The organism is Silanimonas sp., from assembly GCF_027530345.1.
Classification (GTDB): Bacteria; Pseudomonadota; Gammaproteobacteria; order Xanthomonadales; family Xanthomonadaceae; genus Silanimonas.
Map to the genome: position 1 here is coordinate 145,647 of NZ_JAPZQK010000003.1, position 14,860 is coordinate 160,506.

The 14,860-nt window shown below is 70.3% G+C and carries 13 protein-coding genes; 10 read left to right on the forward strand and 3 right to left on the reverse strand.

All coding sequences use genetic code 11. The features are described from left to right. The first annotated feature begins 25 nt into the window (after positions 1–25). From O9255_RS01855 to O9255_RS01870, 4 genes are all read left to right on the forward strand, one after another. Positions 26–565 carry a DNA-deoxyinosine glycosylase gene (locus O9255_RS01855; protein ID WP_297865122.1) on the forward strand — a complete coding sequence of 180 codons (540 nt, stop codon included), beginning with the start codon at positions 26–28 and terminating at the stop codon, positions 563–565. Beyond that, complete coding sequence (locus tag O9255_RS01860) at positions 556–1,338, forward strand: NRDE family protein (protein WP_297865123.1); 783 nt, start codon at positions 556–558, stop codon at positions 1,336–1,338. The genes O9255_RS01855 and O9255_RS01860 overlap by 10 nt, the downstream gene beginning before the upstream one ends. Positions 1,339–1,415: 77 nt before the next feature. Continuing rightward, on the forward strand, positions 1,416–1,907 hold the full coding sequence (locus O9255_RS01865) for a hypothetical protein (RefSeq protein ID WP_297865124.1): 492 nt from the start codon (positions 1,416–1,418) through the stop codon (positions 1,905–1,907). A gap of 78 nt (positions 1,908–1,985) precedes the next feature. Beyond that, on the forward strand, positions 1,986–2,792 hold the full coding sequence (locus O9255_RS01870; protein WP_297865125.1) for a CHAD domain-containing protein: 807 nt from the start codon (positions 1,986–1,988) through the stop codon (positions 2,790–2,792). On the opposite strand, the gene O9255_RS01875 is transcribed toward O9255_RS01870, so the two are convergent. After that, positions 2,789–4,303, reverse strand: a complete 1,515-nt coding sequence (locus tag O9255_RS01875; RefSeq protein WP_297865126.1) for a glycosyltransferase family 39 protein — start codon at positions 4,301–4,303, stop codon at positions 2,789–2,791. The genes O9255_RS01870 and O9255_RS01875 overlap by 4 nt on opposite strands. A gap of 119 nt (positions 4,304–4,422) precedes the next feature. Further along, positions 4,423–5,040 carry an OmpW family outer membrane protein gene (locus tag O9255_RS01880; RefSeq protein WP_297865127.1) on the reverse strand — a complete coding sequence of 206 codons (618 nt, stop codon included), beginning with the start codon at positions 5,038–5,040 and terminating at the stop codon, positions 4,423–4,425. 252 nt (positions 5,041–5,292) lie between these two features. Here O9255_RS01880 and aceF point away from each other — a divergent pair, with 252 nt between their 5' ends. From aceF to O9255_RS01900, 4 genes are read left to right on the forward strand one after another with little or no spacing between them, the layout of a single operon-like run. Beyond that, positions 5,293–6,681, forward strand: coding sequence for a dihydrolipoyllysine-residue acetyltransferase (gene aceF, locus O9255_RS01885; protein ID WP_297865128.1), 1,389 nt, complete (start codon positions 5,293–5,295; stop codon positions 6,679–6,681). Further along, the gene (locus O9255_RS01890; RefSeq protein WP_297865129.1) at positions 6,681–7,598 is read left to right on the forward strand and encodes a carbon-nitrogen hydrolase family protein; all 918 of its coding nucleotides are present in this window, start codon (positions 6,681–6,683) and stop codon (positions 7,596–7,598) included. Before aceF ends, O9255_RS01890 begins: the two co-directional genes overlap by 1 nt. A gap of 17 nt (positions 7,599–7,615) precedes the next feature. Beyond that, the gene (gene lpdA / locus O9255_RS01895; RefSeq protein WP_297865130.1) at positions 7,616–9,391 is read left to right on the forward strand and encodes a dihydrolipoyl dehydrogenase; all 1,776 of its coding nucleotides are present in this window, start codon (positions 7,616–7,618) and stop codon (positions 9,389–9,391) included. 42 nt (positions 9,392–9,433) lie between these two features. After that, positions 9,434–10,243 carry a hypothetical protein gene (locus tag O9255_RS01900; RefSeq protein WP_297865131.1) on the forward strand — a complete coding sequence of 270 codons (810 nt, stop codon included), beginning with the start codon at positions 9,434–9,436 and terminating at the stop codon, positions 10,241–10,243. Between the two features lie 13 nt (positions 10,244–10,256). Here the strand turns inward: O9255_RS01900 and O9255_RS01905 are convergent, their stop codons facing one another. Further along, positions 10,257–11,654 carry a DASS family sodium-coupled anion symporter gene (locus O9255_RS01905; RefSeq protein WP_297865132.1) on the reverse strand — a complete coding sequence of 466 codons (1,398 nt, stop codon included), beginning with the start codon at positions 11,652–11,654 and terminating at the stop codon, positions 10,257–10,259. A 99-nt stretch (positions 11,655–11,753) separates the two neighbouring features. Between O9255_RS01905 and O9255_RS01910 the strand changes: the two genes are divergently transcribed. Further along, on the forward strand, positions 11,754–12,596 hold the full coding sequence (locus tag O9255_RS01910; protein ID WP_297865133.1) for a nucleoside-diphosphate sugar epimerase: 843 nt from the start codon (positions 11,754–11,756) through the stop codon (positions 12,594–12,596). 218 nt (positions 12,597–12,814) lie between these two features. Then, positions 12,815–14,842, forward strand: a complete 2,028-nt coding sequence (locus tag O9255_RS01915; RefSeq protein WP_297865134.1) for a DUF1302 domain-containing protein — start codon at positions 12,815–12,817, stop codon at positions 14,840–14,842. Positions 14,843–14,860 lie beyond the last annotated feature (18 nt).

Consider the following 14,860-nt stretch of genomic DNA (forward strand, 5'->3'; position numbering starts at 1 on the left):
CGGGCCACCCCGCTATGCTCGCGGCATGCCTCGCATTGCTTCCTTTCCACCCGCGATTCCTCCCGGTCCTCGGGCCCTCGTACTCGGGTCGATGCCGGGGATCGCCTCGCTGCGCGCTGGGCAGTACTACGCGCATCCGCGCAACGCCTTCTGGCCGCTGATGCAGGCGCTGTTCGCGGTGCCCTCCCAGGCGCCGTATGCGGTGCGTCTCGCTGCGCTCGGCGAGGCCGGCGTCGCCCTGTGGGACGTCCTCGCCGAATGTGAGCGCGAGGGGAGCCTCGACAGCGCCATCGCGCCGGCCAGCGTCGCGGTTAACGACATCACCGGTCTGCTGGCGAATCATGTCGGTCTTCGTGTCATCGCCTTGAACGGCGGCGCCGCGGCGCGCCTGTTCGATCGCCACGTGGCCCCGGCATTGGGTTCGCGCCTTGCCGCGATGCGCGTGCTGCGGCTGCCCTCGACGAGCCCGGCGCACGCCGCCCGTTCGTTGATGGAGAAAGCCGACGCTTGGGCGGCGCTGTCCGCGGCCTTGCGCGCCCCGGAGGGCGAACGCGCATGTGCCTGATCGCTGTCGCCGTCGACGCGCATCCGCGCTGGCGCTTCGTGCTTGCCGGCAACCGCGACGAGTTCCACGCGCGCCCGACCGCGGCGGCGGGCTTCCTCGATGGGGATGAGGCCACCTATGGTGGCCGCGACCTTCAGGCCGGCGGGGGCTGGCTGCAGGTGGCGCGCGACGGTCGCGTGGCCGCCGTCACCAACGTGCGCCTCGGTCGCGCGGAATCGTCGCCCCGTTCCCGCGGCGCGCTGGTGGCCGACTTCGTGGTCGGAACGTCGACGGCGAGCACCTACCTCGAAGCCCTGCAGCCGCACACGTCAGCGTTCGGCCGCTTCAACCTGCTGCTGTGGGATGGCGCAGCCCACTACGCGTCAAACCATCCCGCGCACGGTGCGCGGACCCTGGCGCCCGGGGTGCATGCGCTCTCGAACGCGGACCTCCACACGCCGTGGCCGAAGACCGAGGCGCTGCGTGCGGCGATGACACGATGGCTGACGGGGGTCGATCGACGCACGCCGCGCGAAGGCGGCGACCTGCTCGAACCGCTCTTCGACGCCCTCGCCGATCCGCACGAAGCGCCGGACGCCCTGCTGCCGGACACCGGCGTGGGGCTCGAGTGGGAGCGCCGGCTGTCGGCGGCCTTCATCCGCGGCGCGGACTACGGCACGCGGGCCAGCACCGTGGTGCTGGTGGGCGATGACGGGCTGTGGTTCGAAGAGCGGAGCTTCGGTCCCGGCGCCATGCCCGCCGGACGCCGCGGGCGCTGGTTGGCGCGTCGCTGATCCAGCAGGCCCCGGCCGAACGTCAACCGGCGCGCGCGTGGCGCGTTGTAGGACTCACCACCCGAAGGAGTCCCGCCATGCCCCGTCCTCTCCTGTATGCCCTCGCGATCACCCTGTTGGCGGCGTCCGTCGCCAGCGCCCTCCCCGTCCGCCCCGAAGCGGGCGCGACGCCGGGCGGCCGCTTCGCCGAACTCGACCGCAATCGCGACGGTGTGCTCGATCGCAGCGAAGTCGCGTCCGTCCCCCGTCTGGCCGAGCGCTTCGAGCGCATCGATCGCAATCGCGACCAGCGTCTCGCCCCGGAGGAACTGCGCAAGGCCGCCCGTTTGGCCGAGGCACGCCGCGACCTGGCGAAAGCCCAGCGCGAAGCGATGCGCGCGCGATTCATTTTCCTCGACGCGGATGGCGACCGCAGCCTGACGTTGGCCGAGATCGGCACCGACGCGCCACGTCTCGCCGGCCAGTTCGCCACCATCGACCGCAATCGCGACGGCCGCATCGTGCCGGACGAACTGCGCGACCACCTGAAGGCGGAGCGCGAGGCGCGTCGCGCGTCGCGCGCCGGCTGAGCCCGCCGCCCGCGCTGTAACCTTCGCGCGCCGACGGCCTGCTAGCCTGCAGCGCGTCGAAGTCGTGGTGGGGCGATCGTGGGTCTGGGGGCGTTGCTTCAGGCGGAAGCCGAGCAGGAGTTGGAGCGGGCGGCGCGCCAGTTGGCGCGCCCCGGCGAAGAGCGCCACCAAGGCATCCATCAGGCGCGGAAGTCCATCCGCCGCGTGCGCGCCTTGCTGGCACTCGCGGGGGGCGCGTTCTCCGCCACGCCGTCGGTGAAACGCCTCGACGCATCGCTGCGCAGCCTGTGCCGCGGACTCTCCGCCCTTCGCGATGCCGATGCCCTGCGCGATGCGCTGCTCCACCTCTCGCGCGATGCGGTGATCGGCCCGATCGAATGCGAGCGGCTTTGCGCCTTCGTTGCCGTCGTCCGGGCCCGACGGCTGGCGACGGCCTTGGCGCGTGATCCGGATTTCGCGCGGCGACGCTCACGCCTGCGGCAGGCGCAGTCGCGGCTGGCGCTCCTGCCGTGGGCGCAGGTGCGCGACGCCGATGTCGAGGCCGCGCAGTCCCTCTCGCGCAAGCGCCTTCGCAAGGCACTCAAGCAGGCCCGGGGCAGCGCAGATGCCGAAGCCTGGCACACCCTCCGCCGCCGTCTGCGCCGGCTCCGCCAGCAGGAGAGCACGCTGGCACGCATCGCCCCGCAAACCGACCGCAGCACGACGGGCATCGCCGAACTGGCGGAGCGGATGGGTCGGGCCCAGGACCACGCCCTGCTGCTGGCCCGTTGCCGCCGCAGCGGGGTGTTCCCGGCGCGCGACCGGGCGATGCTGCGCCGCCTCGTCGAACCCCTGTACCAGTCGGCCAAGGGCGACGCCGTCGAGGCGTTGTCCCGCCCGCTTTAGGGGGCGGCCGGAAAGGCGAGCGCGTAGACCACGCGATCACGCACCGCGCCCAACCGCTTCGGCATCGCTCCGGCGGCGCGCGCTTCGGCTTCGAAACGCTCCGCCATCGCGGGGCGCATCACGAACACCCGGCCGGTCGACGGTTTCTCGCGGAGTTCGTGCGCCAGTACATCGTCGAACGCCGCGTCCGAGATCGGCTTGCTGGCGAGATCGCCGTCGACATCGGTCTTCTCGATCTCGGCGCGCAGGTACAGATGCAATCCGTAGCGGGCCATGTCGTTGACGAAAACCACTTCCTCGATGCGGTAGGGCACGACGACATCGAGTTGTTCGGCCCATTCCCGCGCGTTCTTGTGCAGCGGCAGGCGTTCCGCCATGCGTGTCGGCAGGGCTTCCGCCACCTGCGGCAGGTAAGCCAGCAGCACCTTCAAGCCCAGGATCATGGCCGACACGGCGGCCGCCGCCGCCACGCGGGCGCGTCCTAGCGGCGCTCCTTCGAGGGCACGACCAATCAGCAGAGCCAGCGGTGCGAAGAGCGGAAGCACGTAAAGCGGCAGGCGTGAGCGGGCGAGCATGAAGACGAGCAGGCCGACCCCGAGCCACGCCAGCAGCAGGCGGGTCGTCGGTGTGGCGTCCCGCCAACGTCCACCATCGCGACGCCAGGCGGCCACGGCCCACGGCCACCACGGCAAAGCCCCGAGACCCAAGGTGAGCCCGTAGACGTAGAGGCCGCCCCACCATTCGGGGTGGCGGCCATGCACGTCGGACGCGACGCGGTCCACCACCTCGTGGTGGATGAAGTAATCGAGCAGGCCGGGGTGCTTCACCACGACCACCAGGTACCAGCTGAAGCCCAGCACGAGGAACAGGGGCAGTCCCCGGCCGATGCGCAGCGACGGCAGCCCTGCGTCGCGTCGGTCGAAGGCATGGAGCACCAGCACGGCCGCGAGGCCGATCAGCGCCGGCGGGCCCTTCGTCATGAAGGCCAGCGCGAAGCCCGCCCACATGCCGAGCATCCAGGGCGGCCGCGACTCGAAACGCGCGATGACGTAGCAGGCGAACGCCAGCGTGGTCGCGAACGCCAGCGGGGTGTCCGTGGTGACCAGGCCGCTGGCCAGCATCGTCAGTGGAAACGTCGCATACACCAGCGCCGGCAGCCACGGCCGCCGCGGGGCGAAATGCCGGCCGATGCGCAGCAGCAGCGCCACGATGCCGAGATGGGCCAGCGCGCCGGGCAGGCGCACCGCCCATTCGTTCCAGCCCAGCGCCGAGACACTGGCCGCGATGGCCCAATAAGTGACCGGCGGCTTGGTGAAATGCAGGGTCTCGTGGTGCCGGTAAAGGCTGATCCAGTCGCCGCTCCGCAGGATCTGCAGCGCCACGTTCGAGAAGCGGCCCTCGTCGGGGTCCCAGAGGCCCCGCGTTCCGAGGAAGAGCAGGGTCGTCGCGATCGCGAGGGCGAAGACCGCGAACGCCCGATAGGGCGTTGGGAGGTGGAGCGAGAGGCTCATGGGCTCGGCGCAAGGAAGCTGGCGGCATTCTGCCCGAGCGACGTGTGCCTTGCATGACGATCGGCGGGTTCCGCCGTGCAGGCCGGGCCGGGACCTGCGGCCCGGCCCGTGCCCCGACCTCAGAAGCGCAGGCCGGCCTGCAGCGAATACACCCAGGGGTCGACGTTTGCCGTGCCGATGGCGGCACCGCCCAGCGTCACGTCGGCATCGAAATCGATCCAGCGGGCTTCGCCGCGCAGGAACCAGGTGTCGCTGGCGAGGAAGTCGGCGCCGAATGCCGCGGTCAGGCCATTCGAGTCGTCGATCGCGACCGGCGCGCCACGCAGGGCATTGATGCCGCGGACGTCGGACAGCGAGGTCCAGTTGTAGCCGAGGCCCACGTAGGGGCTGAAGCCACCCTCGTCACCGCCGAGGAAGTGCCAGTTGGCGCCGAGGCTGATCGGATGGTGCTTCAGGCTGACGACGTCACCCAGGCCAGCGAGGTTCACCGTGTGCTTGAACGTGGTGGCGCCGGCGTCGAAGGTGAGCTCCCACTGATCATCGAGGTAGTACGAGGCACCGACGACGAAGCGGCTGTTCGAGTCGATGGAGGACCGGGCGCCGGCGATCAGGCCGTTGTCCGACTTCGGGTTGACGTTGGCGTAGCCGGCGCGGACGGCAAAGCTTTGCGCGGAGACGGTGGTGGACGCCAGCGCGGCAGCGAGGGCGATCGAGGAGAGGGCGAGGGGGGTACGCATCGGGGAGATCCTTGGGAAGGCGAGGGGGCAGCACGGCGGGGTCACCGGTTGCAGCGCAAGACTGCGCATGTCGCAGTGCAGCGAACGCCGAGGGTTTGTCCTCGGGATGGCAAGGGCGCGTCCCCGGGGCGTGAATCGGCCGCGCTGTAAACGTATGCGGGCTCCTCGAGGCCGGCCCGGAGCCGGCAGGGATGGCGCCCCATCGGCGCGGAGGCCAGAATGAGGGTCTTGTTTGCGTCCCTCGGAGGGGACATGGCCGATATCCGCGACGCCAAGGTGCCCGACCTCGGCAACAGCAGCGACGTTCCCGTCATCGAATTGCTCGTCTCGGTGGGCGACCGGGTGAAAAAGGACCAGGGCCTCGTCACGCTGGAATCCGACAAGGCCACGATGGAAGTGCCGTCGCCCTTCGCCGGCATCGTCCGCGAGATCACGGTGAAGCTCGGCGATGCCCTGAGCGAAGGCCACGTCGTGGCGCGCATCGAGGTCGAGGAAAGCGTGTCCGCGCCCGCCGCCGCACCGGTGGCCGCGCCCGCTCCTGCCGCGAAGCCCGCACCGGCGCCGGCCGCGGTTGCGGAGCGCGCACCCGCACCGGCCGTCGCCGCCGCACCCGTCGCCACGGGTCCCGCTCCGGCCTTGGCCAACACCCCGGGCGTCGATCCGGAAGCGCTGCCGCCGAGCTCGCCGCCGATCGCCTTCACCGCCGAATCGCTGCTGCCCGACAAGGTGCCGCACGCCTCGCCGGCCGTGCGCGTGTTCGCGCGCGAGCTTGGCGTCGATCTCGCGAAGGTGGCCGGCAGCGGCCGCGGTGGCCGCATCGCCAAGGAAGACGTGCAGGCCTTCGTCAAGAAGGTGATGGCGGAAGGCGTGCCGATGGCGGCGCCCAGTGCCGGCGCTGGCGGCGGTGGTGGTGGCTTGAACCTGATCCCGTGGCCGAAGGTCGACTTCGCCAAGTTCGGTCCGGTCGAGACGCAGCCGCTCTCGCGCATCCAGAAGCTCTCCGGACAGAACCTCGCCCGCAACTGGGCGATGATCCCGCACGTCACGCAGTTCGACGACGCCGACATCACTGAGATGGAGGCCTTCCGCAAGCAGCTCGGCGAGGAGAGCAAGGACACGAAGCTCACGCCGCTGGTGTTCCTGATCAAGGCCGCGGTCGCCGCGCTGAAGGCCTTCCCGAAATTCAGCGCCTCGCTCGACGGCGACAATCTCGTCCTCAAGCGCTACTTCCACATCGGCATCGCCGTGGACACGCCAGACGGCCTCGTCGTCCCGGTGATCCGCGACTGCGACCAGAAGGGGCTTCTTGATCTCGCCCGTGAGTTGGGGGAGATCAGCAAGAAGGCGCGCGACAAGAAGCTGGGCCCGGCGGACATGCAGGGCGGCTGCTTCTCCATCAGCTCGTTGGGCGGCATCGGCGGCACCGCGTTCACGCCGATCATCAACGCGCCGGAAGTGGCGATCCTCGGCGTCTCGCGCAGCAGCATCAAGCCCGTGTGGAACGGCAAGGACTTCGCGCCGCGCCTGATGCTTCCGCTGTCCTTGAGCTACGATCACCGCGTGATCGACGGCGCCGACGCCGCGCGCTTCACCAGCTTCCTCGCGAAGTCGCTGGGCGACCTGCGCCGCCTGCTGCTCTGATGATCCCGCTGCCGCCCGGGTCCGACGCCATCCCGGCGCGCGCCACGGTCGGCGCGCTGCAGTGGGCGCAGCGCCGCGTCAGCGGCTTCGACGACTTCGCGAACGAATTCGGCGAGTGGGTTCGCGTGGCGGCCGACTACGGCGTCGAGCTGCTGGTGGTGCCGGAGCTGATCACCTGCCAGCTACTCAGCGCCGAGCCGACGCGGCTCGGGCCCGCCGACGCGCTGGATCGGCTCTCCGCGCACACGCCGGCTTGGACGGCGCTTTTGTCGGATCTGGCGAAGCGGCACCGCCTGACGCTGGTCGGCGGCACGCACCTGACGTGGATCGACGGTCGCCCGCGCAACGTCTGCTGGGTCGCCACGCCCGACGGCGCGCTTCAGCGGCGCGACAAATTGCACATCACCCCGAGCGAGGCCGGCAGCTGGGCGGTCGAGGGCGGCGACGCCCACGATGTCGCGCCGGTCGACACGCCGGTGGGCAAGGTCGGCGTGCAGATCTGCTACGACAGCGAATTCCCCGAGCTGGGCCGCGCACAAGTCGACGCCGGCGCGTGGCTGTTCGCGATTCCCTATTGCACCGACCTGCGCGGCGGTCATCTGCGCGTTCGCCACAGTGCGCAGGCGCGCACCGTCGAAAACCAGGTCTACGTCGTCACCGCCGGAAACACCGGCTTCTGCCCCGGCGTGGCGAATTTCGACCAGCAATACGCCGAGTCGGTCGTGCTCACGCCCTGCGATGACGCCATCAGCGCCTTCGCCGCCGACGGCGTCGCGAAGGCCGCGACGCCGAACGTGGCGCAGCTCATCGTCGCCGAGCTCGACGGCGCCGCGCTCAAGCGCGCCCGCGAGCGCGGCAGCGTCCGAAACCTCATCGACCGCCGTCCCGATCTTTATGCCGCTCTGCGCGGCGCCTGATTCAAGAGAGAACACGCATGGCCAGCATTGACGTCAAGGTTCCCGACATCGGCGGCAGCGCCGGTATTCCCGTCATCGAGCTTCTGGTGAAGCCCGGCGACACGGTGAAGAAGGACCAGGGCCTCGTCACCCTCGAAAGCGACAAGGCGACGATGGAAGTGCCGTCGCCCGCCGCCGGTGTGATCACCGCGCTCAAGGTGAAGCTTGGTGACGAGGTTTCCGAAGGCCACGTGATCGCGACGCTGGAGGTCGCCGAAGCCGGTGCCGCCGCCACGCCCGCCGCAGCACCGAAGCCCGCCCCGCCTGCACCGACGCCCGTCGCCGCGGCAACGCCGGCTGCCGCACCGGCCCCGAAAGCCGCGTCCAGCGACGGCAAGCCCGCCGACCACCGCTGCCAGCTGGTCGTGATCGGTGCCGGCCCCGGCGGCTACACGGCCGCGTTCCGCGCCGCCGACCTCGGCCTCGATGTGGTCCTCATCGAGCGCTACCCGACGCTCGGCGGCGTCTGCCTCAACGTCGGCTGCATTCCCTCGAAGGCGCTGCTGCACACCGCCGCCGTCATCCAGGAAGCGAAGCACATGGACGCGGTTGGCGTGAGCTTCGGCGCGCCCAAGATCGACGTCGACAAGCTGCGCGGCTACAAGGAAAAGGTGATCGGCACGCTCACCAAGGGCCTCGCCGGCATGGCCAAGCAGCGCAAGGTGCGCGTGCTGCAGGGCACGGCGAGCTTCGTCTCGCCGAATGAACTCGACATCGCCGGCGCCGAGGGCACGCAGCGCCTCGCCTTCGAGAAGGCCATCATTGCCGCCGGCTCGCAGCCGGTGAAGCTTCCGGGCTTCCCGTGGGGTGACCCGCGCGTGATGGATTCCACCGACGCACTGCAGCTCGCCGACATCCCCAAGAATTTGCTCGTCGTCGGCGGCGGCATCATCGGCCTCGAGATGGCCTGCGTGTATGCCGGCCTCGGCAGTGCGGTGACCGTGGTGGAACTCGGCCCGCAGCTGATGCCGGGCGCCGACCTCGACCTCGTCAAGCCGCTGGCCGACCTGCTCAAGAGCCGCGGCGTCATCGTGCACCTCAATACCAAGGTGCCGGAGGTCGTCGCCAAGCCCGACGGCCTGCACGCGCGCCTCGAAGGCGAGAAAGCGCCGAGCAGCGCGGCGTTCGACCGCGTGCTGGTCTCGGTGGGCCGCAGCCCGAACGGCGCCAAGCTCGCCGCCGAGAAGGCCGGCGTGCAGGTGACCGAGCGCGGCTTCATCCCGGTCGACCGCCAGATGCGCACCAACCTGCCGCACATCTTCGCCATCGGCGATCTCGTCGGGCAGCCGATGCTCGCCCACAAGGCCACGCACGAAGGCAAGCTCGCCGCGGAAGTCGCGGCGGGTGAAAAGCGCGAGTGGGTCGCGCGCGTCATTCCGTCCGTGGCCTACACCGACCCGGAAGTGGCGTGGGTTGGTGTCACCGAGACCGAAGCCAAGGCCAAGGGCCTCGCCATCGAGGTCGGCAAGTTCCCGTGGGCGGCTTCGGGCCGCGCCATCGGCAACGGGCGCACCGAAGGCTCGACGAAGCTCATCCTCGATGCCGAGACGCATCGCGTGATCGGTGGCGGCGTGGTCGGCACGAATGCAGGCGACCTCATCGGCGAGATCGCTCTGGCCATCGAGATGGGCGCCGAGGTGGGCGACATCGGCCACACCATCCATCCGCACCCGACGCTGATCGAGACGGTCGCGATGGCGGCGGAAGTGGCTGAAGGCACCATCACCGACCTCTACATCCCGAAGAAGAAGTAAGCAGCGCGCGGCCTCGTCGCCGCGCCCGCCGAGGTGACGCCCATGGAATTCCTCTACCTCATCGGCGGCCTGATCGCCTTGCTGCTCGGCACCGATACCGCAACAAAGGGCCTGTCCGGTCTGGTCCAGCAGGCCGGTGCCTCGGCGCTGACCGCAGGGCTCGTGCTGGTTGGCGTCGGATACGCTTTGCCGGGCTTGGCGCTCATCGCGACTGCTGCCGCGTGGCAGGGTTTGCCGATGGCCGTGACAGCCGCGCACGGTGCCATGCTCGGCACCTTGGGCCTCGGTGCCGCCGGCCTGCTGATCAGCACCGGTCTCGTGCTGCGCATTCGACCGTGGCGGATGCTCGACGGCGACAAGGCGCAGGCCGAACTCGCCGAGTTCGCGGTCAGCCGCGAGGGCTGGGCGCGCAATCTGTTCCGCCTTGCCCTTGGCGCGATCCTTCTCGCCCTCGGCGCGCGCGGCGTGCTGGCCGGGGCGCCCTTCTTCGCGGGCCTGCCCGGCCTCGACGCGGTTGGCGCGCTCGTCGTCTCGGCCCTGGTCAGCATCGGCGCGGCGGTCGCGATCGTCGCGACCTTCAACGCCCGCTTTGGCGATGCCGCGGCGGCCTATGCGGCGATCCTCGGTGGCGGCGCGCTGCTCGTCGTCGCTGCCTCGCTGGCCGCGTTCTTCGTCGCGATGCCCGGGCTCGACCTGGGCCTGCTCGCGCACCCCCTGCCGCAAGGCCTCGCGCTGCTGGGCTTGCTCGCCGTTGTGGCTGTGCCTGCCAAGCCGCTGGGTCGCGGTCTGGGCTTGGCCGTCCTCGCAGCGACGGTCGCCCTGCTCGCCGCGGTGCTCTTCCTCGCCGGCTGATCGTGCGCGGCGCTCAGCGGAACACCGCGTAGCAGACCGCGCACACCACGACGACACCCAGGACGTCCATCACCGCGCCCTCGCGCAGCATGCGCTGCGCCGGCACCTGGCCCGAACCGTAGGCGATCGCGTTCGGTGCCGTCGCCACCGGCAGCATGAAGCCGATGCTGGCGGCCATGACCGCCGGGAACATCAGCAGGGCCGGTTCAACGTCGATGGCGACCGCCACGCTGGCCATGATCGGCATCAGCAGCACCGCGGTCGCGGTGTTGCTGACGATCTCGGAAAGCAGCACCACGGTGCCGACCAGCAGCAGGAGCATCAGCAGAAGGGGCAGGGCAGCCAGCCCGCCCATCCGTGCGGCGATCACGTCGCTCAGGCCCGAGGATTGGAAGGCCATCGACAGCGCGATGCCGCCTCCGAACAGCACGAGTACGCCCCATGGGAGGCGCTCGGCGTCGCGCCATTCGAGCACCCGGCCGCCGCGGCCGTCGCCGACCAGCAGCATCGCCAGCGCGCCGAGCAAGGCCACACCGGCATCGGTGGCGCCAGGCACCCCGAGCCACGCGCTCCAACCCCCGTTCGGCATTTCGCGGAACACCCAGGCCGCGGCCGTGAGGGCGAACACCGCCAGCACGCGACGCTCGCCCGCGGACCACGTCGGGAGTTCGGGCAGCAAGGCGCGCGGCGTTCCGCCGAGGCCCCGGCCCAGCCAAAGCGCCATCAGCGGGATGAGCAGCACGACGATCGGGACGCCGATGGCCATCCAGCGCAGGAAGCCGAAGGACTCGCCGGTGGTCTGTTCGTACACGCTCATGAATACGAGGTTGGGCGGCGTGCCGATCGGCGTGCCGAGGCCGCCGATGCTGGCCGCGTAGGCGATGCCGAGCACCAAGGGCGCAGCCAGTCGTGGGTCGCGGTAGTCGGCCAGCACGGCCAGCGCCACCGGCAGCAGGAGCAGGGTGGTCGCGGCGTTCGAGATCCACATGCTCAGGGCCGCGGCCGCGATCATGAAGCCCCAGAGCACCGCCCTGCCGGAGCCACCGCCCACGGCGCGCACCATGCCGAGCGCCAGGCGCCGGTGCGCGCCGCTCTTCTCCACCGCCATCGACAGCACGAAGCCGCCGAGCAACAGCAGGATCAGCTCGTTGCCGTAGCTCTGCGACACCTGCTGCGGCGTCAGCACGCCGGCCATCGGCAGCAGCGCCAGCGGCAGCAGGGCGGTGACGGTGGGCGACACCGGCTCGAGCACCCACCAACCGGCACACCACAGGGTCAGTGCTGCGGTGAACGCAAGGGGGTGCTCCGATCCGGCAGCGCGCAGCGCGAGATAAGTCGCGATGGCGAGCGCCGGCACCAGCGCGAGGGACCACGGTCGGGAGGGCGTCGAAGCGTCGGGGGCGTCGGTCATCGGGAGTGGGGTGGCCTCGGTCGGCGCGGAGCATCGCATGGGCCCGGTACGCTCGCCGCCCCGCATGGCATCCTCGCCGTCGCTTTCCGAGGCCCCAGCATGCGTCGTCCACCGCTTCTCGTCTTCGGCCTCAGTGGCCAACTCGGCGATGCCCTGTGCCGCCGCGGCCTGCCGTTGCCGGTGCTGGCGGTCTCGCGGCAGGCGCGCGAGCCGGTGGCAGGCGGGGGGCACGTCGAATGGCGGGCCGGTGACCTCGACAGCTTCGATGAGCCGCATCGTTTCGACGCGGCACTCAGCCTCGGGCCCCTCGACGCGTTCGCTCGCGCCGTGGCCTCGGGGCGCGTGCGTGCCGGCCGCATCGTCGCCTTCGGTTCGACCAGCCTGCACGTCAAGGGGCGATCGCCCGATGCCGCCGAGCGCGATGTCGCGGCCCGCCTCGCCGAGGCCGAAGACGCGCTGTTCGCGGCTTGCCGGGAGAGCGGGACGCCGTGCACCGTGCTGCGACCCACCTTGGTCTGGGGCCTTGGGCGGGACGCCACCGTGAGCCGCGCCGTCCGTTTGGCCCGTCGTTGGCCCGTACTGCCCCTCCCTCTCGGTGCGCCGGGCCTCCGCCAGCCCGTCCATGCCCTCGATCTCGCCGAGGCCTCGGTGGCTGCGCTATCGGCCGATGTCCGCGTCGCCGGCGCCTTCGACCTGCCTGGCGGGGAGCGCGTCGCCTTCGGCGAGATGCTGCGTCGCAGCGTGGCCGCGGGCGCCCCGGGGTGCCGGCCATGCCCAGTGCCGTGGCCGCTGGTGACGCTCGCCGGACGGGCCGACGCGCGGCTGCGTGGTTGGGCCTCGCGTCTGGCGGACGATCTGGTGTTCGACGACGGCCCGGCCCGCGATGCCCTGGGCTGGGCGCCGCGCGGCTTCGCGCCCTCGGCGGCCGACTTTCCCGTGTGAACGGTGGGGGGACCGGCATGTTGCGACGCAGCGCGTCCGCCATACGCCGGAGCATTGCCTTTTCCTAACGGACTCTTAATATGGGCTCGTCGTCACTTTCGAGCTTTTGATCTAGGGCGCGGCGAGCGCATCGCGAACCTTGGATCAAGGGATCGAGCCCCCTCCCCGGAGGCCCCGGGGGTTGTCCTGTTATCTGATCCTGTCCCGAGGAAGTCCTGATGAAGTCCAAAACCCACCTGCGCGGCGGCATCGCGCTCGCTCCGCTGGCCGCCGCCGTCGGCTTGGCGCTGATGGCCCCGACGGCCCAGGCCTTCGAGTTCGGCAGCGGTGAATTCACCGGCACGATCGATACCACCGTGTCCTACGGCTACTCGTGGCGCACCGAAGACCAGGATCCGAACCTGATCGGCAAGGCGCAGTTCAATCCGCTGATCTGCGCGCAGAACCAAGCCATCATTCCGCTGCCGGCGCCGTCGCCGGCCAACCCGTTCCCGGCCTGCTCCGGCGGCTTCCCGGGTTCGGCCGCGCAGATCGCCGCGCGGGGTCGCTTCTCGGTCAACCGTGACGACGGCAACCTGAAGTACGACAAGGGCGACGCGATCGCCAACACCTTCAAGATCACCTCCGAGATGAAGCTCGGCTGGCGCAATTGGGGTGCCTTCACCCGCGCCACGTACTTCTACGACTTCGAAAACGCCGACCGCGCCGACCTCACGTCCGAGGCCAAGGACCGCATCGGCGAGCGCTTCCGCCTGCTCGACGCCTTCATCTACCGCGATTTCAACATCGGCGAGCAGAGCGGCACGTGGCGCCTCGGCCGCCAGGTGATCAGCTGGGGTGAGAGCACCTTCATCCAGAACGGCATCAACTCCGTCAACCCGGTCGACCTCTCGGCGCTCCGCGTCGCCGGCGCCGAGTTGAAGGAAGCCTTCCTGCCGGTCGATGCGATCTACGGCTCGTTCAACCTGACGCAGAACGTCGCGATCGAAGGCTTCTACCTCTTCGAATTCGAAGAGATCGAAGTCGACGCCGCCGGCACCTACTTCAGCGCGAACGACTTCGCGACCCCGGGCGGCACCTACGTGATGCTGGGCTTCGGCACCGTGCCGCAGCCGGTCAACAACCCGGAGCGCTTCTTCGCGACCTGCTTCGGTGGCCCGACCGGCCCGCTCAACACCGACCTCAACTTCACCGGCCTGCCGCCGGGCGTGTCCAACGCCACCATCGCCGGCATCGGCTGCGGTGGCGCCGTGGCGCGCCTGCCGAACCGCAACGCCCGCGACGACGGCCAGTACGGCGGCGCGGTGCGCTGGTACGCCGAGAACTTCAACGAAACCGAATTCGGTTTCTACTTCATGAACTACCACAGCCGCCTGCCGCTGCTCTCGGGCCGCGCGGTCACGGGTACGTCGGCCAATACCGGCCGCTTCTTCGTGGAGTACCCGGAAGACGTCCAGCTGTACGGCATGAGCTGGAACACCAACCTGCCGGCCGGCATCGCCTTCCAGGGTGAAGTCAGCTACCGCCCGAACGCGCCGATCCAGATGGACGACGTCGAGCTGCTGTTCGCTGCGCTCACGCCGCTCAACACCTTCATCCGCGCGCAGGGCGCCCCGCCGGCCTATGAGTTCCGCAGCCAGCTCGGCACGGCCGCGCTCGGCCAGGAAATCCGCGGCTGGCGCGAGCACGCGCAGACCCAGGTGCAGATGACCTTCACCAAGGTCTTCGGCCAGGTGCTGGGCGCCGACCAGATCTCGACGGTGGCCGAAGTGGGCTGGACCGACGTCGACCTCGACAGCAATGTCCGCTACGAGGGCGAAGGCACCGACACGGGTGGTGGCTGCAGCGTCGCCAACGTCGCGGCGGCCCTCTCCGGTGGCCTGCCGGCGGTGTTCAACCCGGCGCTCGCCGGTTGCGCCCGCAATCCGCAGACGCTCACCGGCGGCTTCCCGACGAAGTTCTCGTGGGGCTACCGCCTCGCGGCGCGTGCCGACTACAACAGCTTCCTCGGCACCGCGTTCACCTTCTCGCCGCGTCTCGCGTACAACCATGACGTCGATGGCATCTCGCCGGGTCCGGGTGGCAACTTCCTCGAAGGCCGCAAGTCCCTCACGCTGGGTGCCGAGTTCAATTACCTGAACTCGTGGATTTTCGACCTGTCCTACACGTCGTTCTCGGGCGGCGGTATCTACAACCAGATCGCCGACCGCGACTTCGCGTCCGCCAGCGTCCGTTACTCGTTCTGATGCTCCTGGGAGGGAACA

Bases quoted from the DNA above. Each gene is read 5' to 3' on its own strand.
- aceF (WP_297865128.1), top strand. From the start codon at position 5,293: ATGGCCGATATCCGCGACGCCAAGGTGCCCGACCTCGGCAACAGCAGC.
- O9255_RS01875 (WP_297865126.1), bottom strand. From the start codon at position 4,303: ATGAGCCTCTCGCTCCACCTCCCAACGCCCTATCGGGCGTTCGCGGTC.
- O9255_RS01865 (WP_297865124.1), top strand. From the start codon at position 1,416: ATGCCCCGTCCTCTCCTGTATGCCCTCGCGATCACCCTGTTGGCGGCG.
- O9255_RS01910 (WP_297865133.1), top strand. From the start codon at position 11,754: ATGCGTCGTCCACCGCTTCTCGTCTTCGGCCTCAGTGGCCAACTCGGC.
- lpdA (WP_297865130.1), top strand. From the start codon at position 7,616: ATGGCCAGCATTGACGTCAAGGTTCCCGACATCGGCGGCAGCGCCGGT.
- O9255_RS01890 (WP_297865129.1), top strand. From the start codon at position 6,681: ATGATCCCGCTGCCGCCCGGGTCCGACGCCATCCCGGCGCGCGCCACG.
- O9255_RS01880 (WP_297865127.1), bottom strand. From the start codon at position 5,040: ATGCGTACCCCCCTCGCCCTCTCCTCGATCGCCCTCGCTGCCGCGCTG.
- O9255_RS01905 (WP_297865132.1), bottom strand. From the start codon at position 11,654: ATGACCGACGCCCCCGACGCTTCGACGCCCTCCCGACCGTGGTCCCTC.
- O9255_RS01900 (WP_297865131.1), top strand. From the start codon at position 9,434: ATGGAATTCCTCTACCTCATCGGCGGCCTGATCGCCTTGCTGCTCGGC.
- O9255_RS01855 (WP_297865122.1), top strand. From the start codon at position 26: ATGCCTCGCATTGCTTCCTTTCCACCCGCGATTCCTCCCGGTCCTCGG.
- O9255_RS01860 (WP_297865123.1), top strand. From the start codon at position 556: ATGTGCCTGATCGCTGTCGCCGTCGACGCGCATCCGCGCTGGCGCTTC.
- O9255_RS01915 (WP_297865134.1), top strand. From the start codon at position 12,815: ATGAAGTCCAAAACCCACCTGCGCGGCGGCATCGCGCTCGCTCCGCTG.